General features: G+C 42.3%; 12 protein-coding genes and 1 pseudogene. 1 reads left to right on the top strand and 12 read right to left on the bottom strand.

Going from position 1 to position 15,074, the window contains the following annotated elements; translation table 11 throughout:
* Nucleotides 1–92: 92 nt before the first annotated feature.
* The 10 genes and pseudogenes from KUA50_RS05935 to KUA50_RS05890 all read right to left on the bottom strand — a co-directional run.
* Nucleotides 93–494, bottom strand: coding sequence for a hypothetical protein (locus tag KUA50_RS05935; RefSeq protein ID WP_256624282.1), 402 nt, complete (start codon nt 492–494; stop codon nt 93–95).
* Between the two features lie 97 nt (nt 495–591).
* Nucleotides 592–870 carry a DUF3127 domain-containing protein gene (locus tag KUA50_RS05930; protein ID WP_218457148.1) on the bottom strand — a complete coding sequence of 93 codons (279 nt, stop codon included), beginning with the start codon at nt 868–870 and terminating at the stop codon, nt 592–594.
* Between the two features lie 265 nt (nt 871–1,135).
* Nucleotides 1,136–1,582 (bottom strand): hypothetical protein, encoded by a 447-nt coding sequence (locus KUA50_RS05925; RefSeq protein WP_218457149.1) that lies wholly within the window; start codon nt 1,580–1,582, stop codon nt 1,136–1,138.
* A 3-nt stretch (nt 1,583–1,585) separates the two neighbouring features.
* On the bottom strand, nt 1,586–2,311 hold the full coding sequence (locus KUA50_RS05920) for a hypothetical protein (protein WP_218457150.1): 726 nt from the start codon (nt 2,309–2,311) through the stop codon (nt 1,586–1,588).
* Complete coding sequence (locus KUA50_RS05915; protein WP_218457151.1) at nt 2,304–3,206, bottom strand: hypothetical protein; 903 nt, start codon at nt 3,204–3,206, stop codon at nt 2,304–2,306. Before KUA50_RS05915 ends, KUA50_RS05920 begins: the two co-directional genes overlap by 8 nt.
* Nucleotides 3,207–3,287: 81 nt before the next feature.
* Complete coding sequence (gene dcm / locus KUA50_RS05910; protein ID WP_218457152.1) at nt 3,288–5,015, bottom strand: DNA (cytosine-5-)-methyltransferase; 1,728 nt, start codon at nt 5,013–5,015, stop codon at nt 3,288–3,290.
* A gap of 2 nt (nt 5,016–5,017) precedes the next feature.
* On the bottom strand, nt 5,018–6,553 hold the full coding sequence (locus tag KUA50_RS05905) for a MutH/Sau3AI family endonuclease (protein ID WP_218457153.1): 1,536 nt from the start codon (nt 6,551–6,553) through the stop codon (nt 5,018–5,020).
* A complete protein-coding gene (locus KUA50_RS05900; RefSeq protein ID WP_218457154.1) occupies nt 6,553–7,959 on the bottom strand; it encodes a Sau3AI family type II restriction endonuclease in 1,407 nt (468 codons plus the stop codon). The genes KUA50_RS05905 and KUA50_RS05900 overlap by 1 nt, the downstream gene beginning before the upstream one ends.
* Before the next feature lie 644 nt (nt 7,960–8,603).
* Nucleotides 8,604–9,743 (bottom strand): AAA family ATPase, encoded by a 1,140-nt coding sequence (locus KUA50_RS05895; RefSeq protein ID WP_218457155.1) that lies wholly within the window; start codon nt 9,741–9,743, stop codon nt 8,604–8,606.
* Between the two features lie 98 nt (nt 9,744–9,841).
* Nucleotides 9,842–11,119 (bottom strand): annotated as a pseudogene (locus tag KUA50_RS05890) (AAA family ATPase); the annotation flags it as partial.
* Nucleotides 11,120–11,248: 129 nt separating this feature from the next.
* Between KUA50_RS05890 and KUA50_RS05885 the strand changes: the two are divergent.
* Nucleotides 11,249–12,088 carry an MBL fold metallo-hydrolase gene (locus KUA50_RS05885; RefSeq protein WP_256624283.1) on the top strand — a complete coding sequence of 280 codons (840 nt, stop codon included), beginning with the start codon at nt 11,249–11,251 and terminating at the stop codon, nt 12,086–12,088.
* Between the two features lie 200 nt (nt 12,089–12,288).
* On the opposite strand, the gene cydB is transcribed toward KUA50_RS05885, so the two are convergent.
* Both cydB and KUA50_RS05875 read right to left on the bottom strand, forming a co-directional pair.
* Nucleotides 12,289–13,428, bottom strand: a complete 1,140-nt coding sequence (cydB, locus tag KUA50_RS05880; RefSeq protein ID WP_218457156.1) for a cytochrome d ubiquinol oxidase subunit II — start codon at nt 13,426–13,428, stop codon at nt 12,289–12,291.
* Nucleotides 13,429–13,514: 86 nt separating this feature from the next.
* Entirely contained in the window at nt 13,515–15,050 is a 1,536-nt protein-coding gene (locus KUA50_RS05875; protein ID WP_218457197.1) for a cytochrome ubiquinol oxidase subunit I, read from the bottom strand.
* Nucleotides 15,051–15,074: the final 24 nt, after the last annotated feature.

Here is a 15,074-nt window from a genome sequence, read left to right as displayed (position 1 = left end):
GGAACAACTGGAACGGCAGAACCGTCTGAAACTAATGAACCGTCAGCCATTTCACCCAGTTCCCTTTTCTCTATAAAGCCCAAAACTCCGTTTTATTTCTTTGCCATTTCGCCCACTACCATGCGAAGTTCGTTGGCAGCTTCCCAGCAGAAATCCTGGAAGGTAAACTTCTTTGTGTATCGTGGACGGTTGAAAGTAGGGTAGAGAGTTCCGTCCGGTTTGCGGTTGATGTTGATAAACGTCCCTTCATACACGTGCGGATTTCTCTGTATCACCTTCACTTTCTTCTTGTTGGAGTCGTCTTGGATGAAAGAGAAGTGGTCTTCGCCATCGCGTGTGATGGTACCGTCCAGGTATTCTCCGACAGCCAAGCGTCCCGGCTTGCATGTCATCAACTTGAGGTCAATTCCCAACTCCGTGTTAGGGAACAAGATGTGATTTGACCGTGAACTGCTGTCCATCAACAGATGGATGTCTTTGATATTTTCTGTCATAACCTTAGTGAAATTGAGAGCAAAGAAAGCGAGAAACGTAGCGCTACTTACCTCCGGAGATTTCTTCACTCACTCCACTCGGGTTAGTAAATAAAAATTAATTAAATTTATACAAGTCTGTCAAGAGAATATCCTGAAACACCTGTCCATTATATTCACGTGTAGAGAATCTCATCGTGACGGCCACCACATCGCCCGGATAGAACTTGCATTGTGCCAGGTTGCCCAGCATTGTGGCTACGTACTGGTTTTCATACTTGCCTCCCATTTCCTGCAGCACGATGTTGCATTTCATGATTTGCCCGTTCTCACTCTTCTGACTCTGCACAGCGAAGGCTTCGCCCTGCTGCACCACTCGCATCAATTTTGTATGCATAATTCTAAAAAAACGAAGATGATTCAAGGAAATCCGAAACCATTCCGGATTTTATCTTGTTTCTTCGACGAGTGCAAAAGTAGGGAGAAAAAAGCTTGATTTAATACTTTTAGAAGGTCGCATCTCTAAAGTTCTCTCAATTTCTCTAAAGTTCTTTGGTTATCTCCGATTGTCTTTCTTTGTGTTATCGCATATTTGGTATAAATGCAAAAAAACGGCCGATACTTGATTTTATATCAAGTGTCGGTCGCTATAAAAACAATCCCTATACCTTATTGTAATATTTGCAAAATGTTTTGTATTCAAATCCTCCTTTATTCGTTGGTAATCCCATTCGTACCAATTCATTATAGGCTTTTAGGGGGCTTTCCGGTAGGAGCAATTTCTTGTCCTTTTTCAATTGACTCAGCCGTATGCAAATCTCTTTCATGTCAAAACGCTTTACCAATCTTTCTACCTCACGATGCACCATTTGTTCTTCACTTTCTTCTAGTGAAGGATGCACAAAGCGGAAGATTTCTTTTTGTAATGCTTCCTGATTCGTTTTTAAAGTAACCTTTTCTTCTTCTGAAATTTCTTTCTGAGATTGACTTTGTTTTTCCTTGTCCTCCGAATAGCCGTTATAATGAACTTTAACCTGCTGGTTGTCGTGAATATCAAACATTTTGCCAATACTCACATTACCATTAAATTCCATTTTGATATCTGCCATAATTTATCTTCCTATTTGAACTTGATCATTATCGTGAATGTCGTTGAGTTTGTCAAAGTGGAAATTTGTTTGTGTCTTGATTCCCAATTTTTCTTTCAAACGATTTATATCCTTATCAAATGCAAAATCATATTCCTCGTTGGTTGTCATTAATGGGAGAAGAATAGATTCTATAGCACTACCGGTAAGGCCCATACAGTTATCTACGATTGATTTTACAACCTTCTTAGCTTGCTCCAAGTCAAGGTTGTTTTCTTTTATAGAATCCAGTTCTTCCTTTACGAGGGAAACAATCTGGTTTACCTTACTGCCGTAATCACAAGGGGTAATGTAGTAACCTTTTGATTCTTCATCCTGTTCTGATTTTCTGATTTCCATGTACAAGGTCTTCCACAATTCTCCATGTGCTATCAGTAGTCGGGCTAGCGCATCTTTTAAAGCTGTAGGCTTTTGTGATTCCTCTCGACCTGCTGCCATGTGCATGTAGAATACTACGGCTTCTTCGCATAAAGCCTCAATCTGCGATTTTTCAGCAAACATGCGGCCTATGATGAGGTCAGCCCTGCTGATATTACCTATTTCTTGCATTATTTGCAGAGAATCCATCCATATGTTTATGGGTGATGGAGCTTGATATTTTTCTTCCATAAAGTTAAGTGCGGAATAGAGCGAGCAGAACAGCTGGTCGGAGAGGAAGATTTCGAACATTTTTGATTCCAGATTACTCATACACAAGTTTTATTTGGTTGAGGAATTCTACAATCTTTTCAAATTTGGAGTTAAATAAATCGCTATCGCTTAACTCCTTTATAGCCTTATCGGAAATTTCTTCAATCACAGGACTTTCTACTCCAATCTTTTTCAAGCTACTTCCTTTAGGCTTGATAACGATTGGTCTTCCGCTTGCAGCACAAGCTTTTATGGCATTCAATATCCAAATGTCTTTAGAATCAATATTTACGCTCTCATGGTTTTGTCCCTGAAGATGCAAGGTTGGTTCACTATTGGTACGGCGAGCTAAGTCCGTAAAATAATCGCCCACATAATCACTTATCTTTGGGAGATTTGGATAAGCAAATGGAAAATCAACAAACTCAATACCCTTGAACTTCATGCTATCATTTATAACCTGCCAAAACTCTGAGGTATGAAATTTGCCAGATATGTCTAAAGTGAGACGTTGAAAACTTAACTTTTGGCGGAAATTATATTGCAAAATGTCTGCAACCATTGCAGTATTAGAGAATGCTGAATTGCATTCTATGGCAATAATCTGTCTGTCTTTACGATTGTCAATAATCACTAAACATGAAGGATGATTGTCTAGTTCTGCAACGTTGAAGTCTGATTCAACCTTTGTTTTCTTATTATTGGCCAAGCGCAATATATAGATGTTATCTTGGTTAACATAGAAGCGGTATTGGTATATATAGTTATGGGTGTAAAAGTTTCTTTTATGTTCTTTAGGCTCGTATGCAAAATCATTAAGTACACTTCCTAACAAATCCTGTTTTCTTTTAAGTGAGTCTTGAACATTTATGGCATGAAATTCTTCAAAAGGTAATTCAAGCTGATTTTCGTTTATAGGACGAAACATAAATTGGTAAATTTGAAATTTAGCCATTGTCTATTTTTGTTTTATATTGATTGTTTTATTTATGAGTTTTAATAATCTCTCTGATATAGAAAGAGTGGGGGGATGGATTTATAAATCCCCCATCACTCTTCCTAGAACTGTGTTTCTATAGGTGTTGAAGATGTTAGGCTTCAGCATCATGTAGTTTGGCAAGCTCTCTAGATATTCCAACTCAAACACAAGGCGTGGGTCTTTGTCGTCTGACTCTGGATGAATCTCAGCCTTGCTGCCTATGCGGGCAATGCGGATGAGATACAAGTCTTTTATTCCTTTACCCTTGATATAAGGCATGAAATAATAGAGCTTATTGAGCGCAATGGTAGAAGGGAAAGACTTCGTCTTACCTGTATAGTAGATTTTAGTCTGACCACCATCAAGAAAATAATCTGTATTATCTTCCTTCACAAAACCTACCAGCAGGTTTTTGTTCATATCCAGCGTATAGCTCTTCTTAGGCTTGTTCTTTAGTAAATAAGAATCCATTTCTGAAAACAATTCAAGATTCAGCTTGGGTTGCGCATCACGTTGAGTATCTATTGGATGAGAAGAAACTGGTTCTTTCTCAAAGATGAAGCGATAAAGACTTTTTCCTATCTGCTGTACGATACCGCACACCAGGGCATTACCCATCAGAAAGGCTCTACGACCATCTGTCACATCGGGGTGTAAGGTGTGATTGTCTGGGAACATATTCAGACGCTCTAATTCTAAAGGAATCAAACGGCGATAACGGCCAGAAGCAGTCTTGATAACATGCTTGAAGCGTGATGCAGATGCACCGCCTTCTCCCGTGATAATCGTGCGTGAAGGCTTGTCCAGCGAATCGGGGAAAGCCATTCCTCCTTCGGAGAAAAGGTATTTGTAACCCTCTTTTGTGGTACGTTCTATTTTCTTTGCACCTTTCTCGTATTCCCATCTTGCCAGTTCTTCTTCTGAAATAAAAAACTCCTCAGGTACAAATTTTTCATCTACTATATTGCCGCCAAGTGTCATGACTGGTCCTTCATAAATAGCCTCTGCATCTACGGAATATACCTGGCGATGGCGCATGATACCTGCATTACCAAACGGACTGTCTTTCTCACCTTTATTAAAACTGTCGGAGACTTCCTTGATGGTTCCATTTATCTCAAATTCAGAAAGTGTCTTTTCCTTGGGTTTAAAAGGAAATGCCTTTGCCAGGACTCCTTCATAAAGCACCCAATCTTTCAACTCCTGTACTTGCTTAGATACATGAGAATCCTCGCGGTAACCCACGATATAAGTGCGGCGACGGCGCTGAGGCATTCCGTAATCTGCAGCATTAATTACTCGCCATTCTACGGTATAGCCTAAATCGGCAAGTGAAGCAAGAATAATGGCAAAATCACGTCCTCGCTGTTTAGCTGGAGAACCCAGCAAACGGTCAACATTTTCAAAGAAAATATAACTTGGACGGTTATCTCCCTTCTCGTTTAATATGCGATAAATCTGCCACCAAAGCACACCTTTTTTGCCCTCAATTCCGCCTGAACGGCTCAATGTAGAGGCTACTGAATAATCCTGGCAAGGGAAACCGCCAACTAATAAATCATGATCAGGAATATCGTTTGTAGGAACAGTATTGATGTCTTGATTACTATGACCTTTGGACCCAAAACGTGCTCTATAAACGAGCGAAGCATCCTGATGTTTGGTTGATGGCTCCCATTGGTTGTTCCAAATAGTTTGGTAGGCATCCGATGCGCCTTCCAAACCTATGCGAAACCCGCCTACGCCGGCGAAAAGTTCTACTACCTTTATTGTATTTTTAGACATATTTATATGTATGGAATTTCTTGTAATTTATTTGCGATATATGAGCCCTTGAGCCAGAAGAATTGTGGTAGCATACTAATGCCGTTTACACATTCTGTTCTTGTTTTCTCTGTGGAAACATCTGCACCTCCGCGGAAGAACACTTTGTATTCAGAACTCTTTGGAAAGTTTGGCGCTCCCATATAGGAACCGCTATTGTTCATACGTTTATTACCCTTTTTGTCATAAACGTATTCCCATTCCAACTCATTCCTATGAATCAGATTTCTGGAATCCTCCCAGGTACGCCGAACTTCATTCTCGATGAATTCTTCATCAAATGCAAAGCGTTTAAAACCTTCAAAAACGGTCTTGCTCGGGTCTTTACTATCATGCTCACAGAAGATTGGGCAGAGGAAACTGTGCTCACAGAAGTAATCGTATACATCGGAATCTTCAAAGTCTGCATCTCTATCTGCCCATTCTTCAAAGTCGATGTGCTTGAGCTTCATATCCTCTGTTCTTCCACCTTGGGGCGTAATCGTGATGGTCTTCGCTATGATACCAACTTTGTTAAAGTCTGAAATCTGATTTAACCTATTGCAATCGGTTCCGAACATACGGATAACGCATTTAGCAGAAATATCCTTGACCTTAGCATCTATTCCGAGCATTTCTCTTAGCTCTGGTAAAGTCTTGCCCTTATACTTTAATGTAAGTGCATGGCAACGAGCATCCAGCTGGGCGAAACTTGAAAAAGATTCTTTCAGTACGATTTCGTTCTTTGCTCTGCTTTTGTCAAAATGTCCTCGTACGATGTAATCAACAAAAGTCTGTTTCAATCTATATCGGGGCTTCTGGTAAGAGCCTGTTGCTGTGCGCTTGAATCCTGGTACTAATTCTATCAGCAAGAGATTTGGACGAAGAAGGTGAGTGAAACCAACCAGTTGTTCGTTACGCTTTTCTGCATCCTGATAATCATGATAAACCTGTTGCAGGTGATTGCTGACAATCTCCCAGTCGTTTCGTAATTTGTCTTTTTCTTCTTGTGAGAAAGAATTGTAGCAGTAGTCAACAATAGGGAACTTAGCATAGCCGGAAGCAGGCACAACTTCGTATGATTTATATTCATAGAATATAATTAAAAGCCGTTCTGATTTTTCCCAAAAATGAGAGGTGTTGAAGTCTGTCTGTATCGGAGGCTCAAAGGTAACATGTGTAATACTGATACCTTCCTTTGCACCTAGGTAAACATTATAAGCTTCTCCTTTTTTCCCGCTTACATTCTTCAGGTCTCTCTTGGGTACACGAACTCCGGTGGTCTTAATTTCCGTAAGAACACCATCAATCTCAATATCACATTCCTGTTTGCTGTCTTTTTTGTAACCGAAGACAGATTGTTCAATCACGTCTCCAGCGATACCTGTGATTTTTTCACGTTCCAATGTACGGTCAAACTGGTGGGATTTATCAACCTCACCTAAAGTCTTGCCCTTTGCTCCTTCAAGTAGGGTATAGACTTGTTCTTTAGTAAATCTTCTATCTTCAGTTACTGCCATCAGTTTAATTCGTTCAATACGATATTAAGTATATAATCATTATTTAGCCAAAAACATTTGGGCTGCACCCTGTTGCCTTGTGAGGTTAACACGGTTTGACCTTTAGTTCCGTGAGGGCGTACGTGGCAGATTCCATTTGCTTTGCTTGTTATGAAATGGTCATAGTCGCCATTGCAAACTTTCTGCTTAGTATCTTCCCAAAGTCTCTCAGTCTCCTTTAAATCGTTGTATGGCATATTCCAAAAGAAGACTTTAACGAGTTTCATCTTTCTTTTATCTCTATCTGGAGATTTTCGGAATACGACAAATAAGAATTTGGCAGAGAGTTGCTTGTGCCACTCTGAATTCTCCCATTCTTCATTTTTAATATCCACAAATCTGATATATGGAAAAGACATGGACTCAATTATTTTATCACGATTTGCTTCTAACACTATCGTTTTCAAAGAAATGTTTGCATTCTCAAACTCTTGTATTTTGCGTGTCTTTATATTGAATATAGCCCGGCAGACATTATATGCTAAATCTTTGGCTTTTACATTTAATTTTACCTTACGCTTTTTTCCTATTTTCTCAACTGTCTTACCATAGAATGGTTCTACACGTCTTATGACAAGTTGCTCAAATGTTTCTTTTGGCTTATAACAGCGTAGCGATTTTACAATCTTGTCCGATGCGAATTTCTTCTGAAGCTTTTCTAATCTTTTTGGAGTGATATTTAATTGATGATTAATTCCCTCATCAAGAAAAGAATCCAGGATAATCTTGTTCATATATCCTGTTTTAAGCGAGTATGCTCTTTGCTGTGCCCGTACGTTAGTGCCGGGTTGGTCGCGCATTTCTTCATCTTTTTTGCTGCCTTTCATGCATGCTGCAAGATAGAATGTATCGCCTTCCGATAACTCATGCGCTTGTCCATGTAGAATTTTTGAATGTATAAAGTTCCAATCATCTTTGATAATCTTTAGGTCATCTTTGGGAAATTTCCATTTACGAATTAATTTAAATACCAAATCCACGGGATTTACTTTCTCTTCATGAAGATAAAACATCAGAAGTAGTAATTTGTTTTTCCTCCAGAAACTACTGGTTTCAAAAGTCTTTTTTGCTTCCTCTATATAATTAATGATATTGAGTACAAGCCGTTCTTTTGCAGCCATACTCTTATCAGTTTTAAGCTCCTTTAATGGCGTACATTTGAGTTCCAAACCAGCCTCTTTGAAGTCTGGTTCCGCAACTGAGTTTGGTTTATAGCCGTAGTGGAACATTTCCACGGCTTCGGCCAAAGCGCCCTTCCCGCGAGGGGCGACAGCTTCAGGATGCAACTCTCTCAGCGAATGACCAAGCAATTTCTCGCCATGTTTTAGAATCGAGTTGGCGTTTTTGGGATTGTATTCTTTTGCCATGTTTCTAGTTTTTATATTATAAAATCTACCGTGTGTTGTAGTATTTGGAAATAGATTTCCCTTACTTTTGCTCCGCACGCTGACCTTAGACAATCTGCAAAAGTACAAAAAACTTTTAAAACTTTGCATTAGATTACGTTCTTTAACGCTAATCTTAGGAAAAATATTTTTTGAGAGTATTTTTCTGTAATTGTGATTGTTTAATTTCTCCTATTCACTAAGAAACTCTTCTTTTATCAGCACGACTATAAATGTTTTATGTCTTTCTATGATTATTTTTTTGTACATAACGATAGTCTATTATACAACTTCAATCAGTCATTTTCAATTAGTTTTTATTTAATTTCTTGTTATTGAAAGGTTAAGTTCTAAAATAGATTTTAAATCTGAAATTCTATAATCGGCGATAAATTAATGATATTTTGGCATTTGTCGCCGATTCAAAGTTGATTTTCCGATTTTATATCCTCTTTGTAGTATAGTTTTCGTTCGTTTATACAATCTGAATTCCGTGCATAGACAATTTTATTTTTGTTTGATTTTATATTACAATTGCTAATTGCTCTTATCTGCGACTCTACAGCTGAAAAAACATCTAACTCGTGGTGATTTTCTTACTATTTTCCCTAAATCAACTAATGGCTTTAGGTGTGGACCGGCAATACCATTTCGTATAATGCTTGGCGTACCTTATGGTTTGGAAAACCGAGAAGATAAACTCTCTCGTAGTAACCCTTGATGGTAAGATAACCTGACTGATAGAGAAACAATTCTGCTCCTCCTTCTGAAACATCAGCTGTCTCAATAATGGTATTCATAAGAGCGCAGTTTTCTAAATCTTCCAATCTGTTTTCCAGACTAATTTCTAAGGGTGGAAGGAGAGGGGCGGTCTCTGATGAATCCCAGTAGTTGTCAATCTTCGTTAATGATAAAGCCTTGATGAGGCTGAACGGTTTGAATATTTCTGTCATATTTCTTTGGCTGAAATGATAACCGCCATAATGGGCTTGAAGCTGTGCTACGGCTTCATCAAATGTCCAATTTTCGTAATCAGCTAACTTCTCTATTTCTGGCTTGAAGTCATTCTGCAATTCTTCTTTTGTAATTCCGCAGATGGCTGCATACTCTGGCTCAAAACTGATGTTGCTCAGATTATTGAGTCCAGAGAATAGAGATAGTTTTGTGAATTTGGTAGTACCTGTTATTAAGACGAATTCCTCGTATTCGTCATCTGCCTTCAAAATGGTAAATACGTTAAGATAGATGGAAATACATTCCTCGTGATGAGGCGTATTCCAGGAATTCAGAAGGGGAGAGTCGTATCCTTCGACGAGAACGACTACCTGTTGTCCTGTCTGCTGATTGGCTGACTGGATGATGGCATCAAAACGATTGGGCAAGGAGTCGGCAGAGGAGGCCTCTATGCTAAATTTCTGTTCATATTCCTTGAATGCTTGATTCAGATAAGCGTTGAGCTCATGAGCCGAGGATCCTGCCCGGCTCATGTCGAGGCGAATGACTGGATGCTTGGTCCATTCTGTCTCTAAATCCATAATTTTCAGTCCATCGAAGAGTTCCTTTCTTCCCTCAAAATATGCCTGGAGTGTATCCACGAGAACGGATTTACCAAAGCGGCGTGGGCGGCTCAGGTAATTATATTTTCTGCCCCTGTTGGCAAGTTGCCAGATGATATCTGTCTTGTCAACATAAAGGTATCCTTTCTTTCTGATTTCTTCGAAAGATTGAATGCCTACGGGTAATATTCTGTCTTTTATTTCTGCCATGGTCGAAAAGCACAAAGCTGTTATTAAGTTTTTTTCTTATTGTATCGAATTCGGTACAATTAAAAATGATTTTCACCTATTTGTACATTTTCTTCTCTCAATAATTTGTATATCTGTTGGCGTGTTGCTTTGTTGGAAATCACGAATCTGTTGTAGCCCTGATAAGAACCATCTATAGTAATCATGCCGAAATAGAAGAGCAGACTAAGAATACTATCGGGGTCATTAGTGCAATTGGATGGGAATGGAAAAATGTCCTTCAAATCTCCCAAGGCGAACCCTTTGACTAACATAGCTTCTATGATACCGGAATTGTGGGAGAATTCTCTGTCGTAACGGATAAGTTTGCGAATAATCTTGTCGTAGTCTATGCGGATATTGTTTTCCAACATGCTATCAGGAATATCGTAATCGTTGCGGATATAATTGTCCACAAAATTGAGTACCATTACAGAGTTGTACATGGTTGTCTTGCCGTATCTTCTGATGGCGAAGCAATAGTTGTCATACCAAGGTTTCATCACTTCGATCAGTTCATCCACATTATGGCGGAATGGCAGCACGCTGGCGTAATAAGCCAGCATTTCACGCACTTCATCCTCGGTAAATCCTACCATCTCGTTGAATTCCGGAGATAGGGAATAATTGGTGCCGATATTGAAACCGCTGGTCAGGTCGTCCATGGTTACAGGACTTACTCCAGTAACGAAAACTCTGCCCAATGAATCTCCAGCGGCTCCCTTGATGGTGTCGAAGAAATGTCGCAGATACCCCTCGCCGTGAGTCTGTTCGCGGTATCGGGATTCATGCTCCTTATGGGCAAGAATCTGATTGGTAAAATGGTCGTATTCGTCGATGAAGAGATAAATCTTCAAGCCTGCTTCAGCACATTTGTCGCATAGAAATCCCAATTGGGCAACGGCATCTTCCTTCTGGTTCATCTCTTCCTTTATGTCCGGTGATAAAAGGTGGGCGTATCTGCTGCAGAAGGAATTGAACTTGTTGTTGCAATGGGCATCAAGTCCCTTTTTATAATTATCCAATCCTGCTGAAATCATGGCGAAATTGAGGTGTAGGATGAGATAGCTGTTGCGTTCGGGAGTAGGATTCTTTCCTATATAAAGGTTGCCGAAGAGGCTCTCGAATTTATCTTTCTTATTGATGTCGTAATAGTTTTCGAGCATGGAGAGGGTGAGGCTCTTGCCAAAGCGGCGAGGGCGTATGAAGAAGAAATACATGTTAGATTCTTCTATTTTCTCTATGAAGGGAGTCTTGTCAACATAGTAACAATCTCTTTCTATTACATCCTCGAAGTTTTGCATTCCGTATGGGATGCGCTTGCGATAAATCCTTTTTTTTCTTTCTATTTCTGCCATATTCGAAGCTTTTTTGCTTTTTCTCCCGCAAAGTTAAGATTATTATTTGGAATACGCAAAGTTTTCGGGGCTTTTTCTTGGTGGTTTATCAGAAAATGAGTAGTTTTGTGGGCGTGAATCAAATAGATAATGGATAAGATAATGGATAAGACAACGGCTCAAATTACGATGCTCGGAACGGGAAATGCTACGGTTTCCCAGATTTATAATACCTGTTTTGTGCTCCAGACTCCCAGCACCCTGATGCTGGTGGATGCGGGCGGAGGAAACGGAATACTGGCGCAGCTGAAGAAGGTGAATGTTCAGATTTCTGATATTCATCACCTCTTCGTTACACATGCGCATACCGACCATGTGCTGGGCGTGATTTGGGTAATCCGAATGGTGGCACAATGCAAGGGTTACGAGGGATTGCTGCATGTGTATGGAAACGACAAGGTGATGAAGGTGATCAAAACCATCATCGACATGATTCTTGCCAAGAAGCAACTGGCAAAGGTGGCTGAAAGGGTGGTGTTCCATCAGCTGGAAGATGGCGATTGTTTCGAAGTGGGGGATATGAAGCTGGAATGCTTTGATATTCAGTCTACTAAGGAGAAGCAGTTTGGATTCCGGGCGGAGTTGCCTTCTTCTTCTGATGAATCGGGTAAGCCTTTGGTCTTGGCGTGCCTGGGCGATGAACCTTATAACGAGCAGAACCGACGCTACATAGTGGGGGCTGACTGGATGATGTGCGAGGCGTTCTGCCTCTATGCCGACCGCGATACGTTCAAGCCTTATGAGAAATGCCACAGCACGGCGCTTGATGCCGGAAAACTGGCGGAGGAACTGGGCGTGAAGAATCTTATCCTGTATCATACGGAGGAGAAAACGCTCGCTAATCGTAAAGAAAATTATACCCGTGAAGCTGCCGAGAACTTCAAGGGTAGAATCTTCGTTCCGGATGATTTGGAGGTGATAGAGCTGTAGGATTTTCTTTGTCCCACAGATTTCACAGATTTACACAGATTTTTGACCTGTTCGGTCTTTGGATAAAAAGGCACGCTGATTTCGCAGATTTTTTTGTTTGGATATTTGGGGGATTCTCCTCCCGTTTATGGCAAGAATGAATCTGTGTAAATCTGTGGTATCTGTGGGACTTTTGAAGAGGCTCACTTTTTCTGCCTTTTTTAATACGCTTCTCCCTGCTCTATTTCTTCCTGCGTGATGCGCTTGCGGTCGATGGCGCGCCAGGCGAAGACGATGTAGGCGAGCACGAACGGGATGAGGAGGGAAACTATCGCCATGGTGCGGAGCGTGAACTCGCTGCTACAGCTGTTGGCGAGGGTGAGCGAACTCTGAAGGTCGATGTTCGACGGATAGTAGGCGGTGTGGTTCCAGCCGGCTATCAGCAGCAGAACCAGCACGGTGAGCACGGTTCCGATGCCCGTAAACCAGATTCCCTTTCTATACTGCACGCTTCTTGATGACTTGTAAATGCCGAAGAGTACGAGCACTATTCCTATTAATAATAGGGCTGATAGGATTGGCATCTCCAGGAGATTGTGAAGATACTTCATGCTCTCTATCGTAATGCTGCCTGCAGCTGCTGTGCTGAATCCATCCTTTACCAGCAATCTGATGAGGAATGGCAGGAAGAACAATAGGAAGAGCAGGGCATTCCATGGCAACTGGCGGGTGCAGCGTTCCTGAATCTGCTGGTGCTCGATGTTGTTCTTGATGTAGAGCATGCCCAGGATGCGGGCTAACATCAGTACGGCAAGTCCCAGCACCACATTCCATGGGTCGAGCAGGGCATCAAGACCATGACTGGCGTTTGCCCAACGGCTGATAACGGGTTGCAGATTGTTGGTAATATTGACCTTATCAATCAGAAAATTGCTGCCGTTGAAGAAGGTGGCTACGGATCCGCCAAGAAGCAGAGGCCCCACGATGCCGTTGATGATGAGGCAGATTTGAAAGGTCTTTGGTCCAAGAAAATTACCTATCTTGTTCTGGAATTCATAGCTCACGGCTTGAATCACAAACGAGAACAGGATGATCATCCACAGCCAGTAGGCTCCGCCGAAACTGGTGCTGTAGAACAATGGGAACGAGGCAAAGAAGGCTCCGCCGAAGGTGACGAGCGTGGTGAAGGTGAACTCCCACTTTCGCCCCGTAGAGTTGATGATGAGGCGACGCTCTTCTTCTGTTTTTCCCAAACAGAAAATCAAGGTGTTGGCTCCCTGTACAAACATGAGAAACACCAGCAGGGCTCCTAATAATGATACGAGGAACCACCAGTATGATTGCAAAAATTCGTATGTCATAATACTTTCGGGTTTTGTTGTTTACTGAAAAACTATCCTATGATTCTTTTCGAAATCTTTCTGAAAAACATTGATTATCAGAGAGATTATTCATATTCCGGTCCTTTCTTGATCTGCTTCACCAGAATGCAGATTTCCACGGCAAGCATGGTGGTGAAGAGTGCCAGGAAGATGATGAAGGTGGTGGCCACGCTGCCTGCCTCGATGTCGGAGATGGCGGCACTTACTGGCAGCAGGTCTTGGATGGTCCAAGGCTGGCGACCGATTTCTGCTACTATCCAGCCCGATTCTGAGGCGATGTAAGCCAGCGGAATCATGATGATGGCGGAAATGAGGAACCATCGGTATTGGGCGATTTCCTTCTTATAGACCAAGAATAGGCTGAGGGCGAAGAAGAGGATGAGCAGGCAGCCTACTCCCACCATCAGGCGGAAGGCGTAGAAGCAGATTGGGATGCTCGGCACCAGTTCCTTGGCGTCCTTGATGTAACCATATCCGAAGTATTTCATATTTTCCTTTAAGATAGGGAGCTGGTCTTGCGCCTTGGTTTCGCGATAGGTTTTCAGGGCAACTATTGCCTTCTTGCCCCGGGCTATCTTTTCCTGCACGGATGGTTCCCGGGTGCCATCCTCGTGGGTGTAACCCTTGAGGATATCGTTCACGCCTGGCACGTAGCCATCGGCTGTGCGGGTGGCTAAGAACGATAGCATGTTGGGGATGGCGATGCGCATGGCTGGCTCCTGCTCGTTTTCGTAATCGGGCTGCCGGAAGGGATGAACGGCTGCTATCGCCGTAAGGCTCTCACCCTTTCCACCATTATATAATGCTTCCATCGCAGCCAGTTTCATTGGCTGCACCTGTGCCACCCGATAGGCGGAGTTGTCGCCGGTCATCGCAGCCAGCAGGGTGGCGATGAGTCCTACTCCGGCACCCATCTTGATGCTCGCCTTGGCAAGTTGGGCTTCTCTCTTTTTTAGGAGATACCAGCAGCTTACGGCTACCACGAAGGTGGCTCCGATGATCCAGGATGAGGTGACGGTATGGGTGAACTTGTTGATGGCGAATGGCGAGAGTGCCACATCCAGGAACGAGGTCATCTCGAAGCGCATGGTGTCGGGATTGAATTCCTGTCCCACCGGATATTGCATCCAGGCGTTGGCTACGAGAATCCACCAGGCAGAAATGGTGGCTCCAAGTCCCGTGAGCCAGGTGGAGGCAAGGTGGAAGCCCCGGCTCACCTTATCCCAGCCGAAGAACATTACGGCTACGAAGGTGCTCTCCATGAAGAACGCCAGGATGCCTTCGATGGCAAGGGGAGCGCCGAACACGTCGCCCACGAACCAGGAGTAGTTGCTCCAGTTGGTGCCGAATTCAAATTCCAGGATGATGCCTGTGGCAACACCCATGGCGAAGTTCACGCCAAAGAGTTTTTGCCAGAAACGGGTTACGTGCTTCCAGAACGGCTTGTTGGTGCGGTAGTAACATGTTTCGGCAATGCCCATGATTACTGCCAGTCCCAGGGTGAGCGGAACGAACAGCCAATGGTAGATGGCCGTGAGTGCGAATTGCGCCCTCGACCAGTCGATGGTGGCTGATGTAATGTCTAATAATAGATTTGTCATCATAGTTGGACGGTTTTAAAATTG

Source organism: Segatella hominis (assembly GCF_019249725.2).
Lineage (GTDB): Bacteria > Bacteroidota > Bacteroidia > Bacteroidales > Bacteroidaceae > Prevotella.
Note: the sequence above shows the minus strand (reverse complement) of the source record. Positions and strands in the feature narration are given on the sequence as shown.

What these genes read in the sequence shown, in the direction of transcription:
- KUA50_RS05935 (WP_256624282.1), bottom strand. Translation starts at nt 494, where the DNA reads ATGACAGAAAATATCAAAGACATCCATCTGTTGATGGACAGCAGTTCA.
- KUA50_RS05930 (WP_218457148.1), bottom strand. Translation starts at nt 870, where the DNA reads ATGCATACAAAATTGATGCGAGTGGTGCAGCAGGGCGAAGCCTTCGCT.
- KUA50_RS05925 (WP_218457149.1), bottom strand. Translation starts at nt 1,582, where the DNA reads ATGGCAGATATCAAAATGGAATTTAATGGTAATGTGAGTATTGGCAAA.
- KUA50_RS05920 (WP_218457150.1), bottom strand. Translation starts at nt 2,311, where the DNA reads ATGAGTAATCTGGAATCAAAAATGTTCGAAATCTTCCTCTCCGACCAG.
- KUA50_RS05915 (WP_218457151.1), bottom strand. Translation starts at nt 3,206, where the DNA reads ATGGCTAAATTTCAAATTTACCAATTTATGTTTCGTCCTATAAACGAA.
- dcm (WP_218457152.1), bottom strand. Translation starts at nt 5,015, where the DNA reads ATGTCTAAAAATACAATAAAGGTAGTAGAACTTTTCGCCGGCGTAGGC.
- KUA50_RS05905 (WP_218457153.1), bottom strand. Translation starts at nt 6,553, where the DNA reads ATGGCAGTAACTGAAGATAGAAGATTTACTAAAGAACAAGTCTATACC.
- KUA50_RS05900 (WP_218457154.1), bottom strand. Translation starts at nt 7,959, where the DNA reads ATGGCAAAAGAATACAATCCCAAAAACGCCAACTCGATTCTAAAACAT.
- KUA50_RS05895 (WP_218457155.1), bottom strand. Translation starts at nt 9,743, where the DNA reads ATGGCAGAAATAAAAGACAGAATATTACCCGTAGGCATTCAATCTTTC.
- KUA50_RS05885 (WP_256624283.1), top strand. Translation starts at nt 11,249, where the DNA reads ATGGATAAGATAATGGATAAGACAACGGCTCAAATTACGATGCTCGGA.
- cydB (WP_218457156.1), bottom strand. Translation starts at nt 13,428, where the DNA reads ATGACATACGAATTTTTGCAATCATACTGGTGGTTCCTCGTATCATTA.
- KUA50_RS05875 (WP_218457197.1), bottom strand. Translation starts at nt 15,050, where the DNA reads ATGACAAATCTATTATTAGACATTACATCAGCCACCATCGACTGGTCG.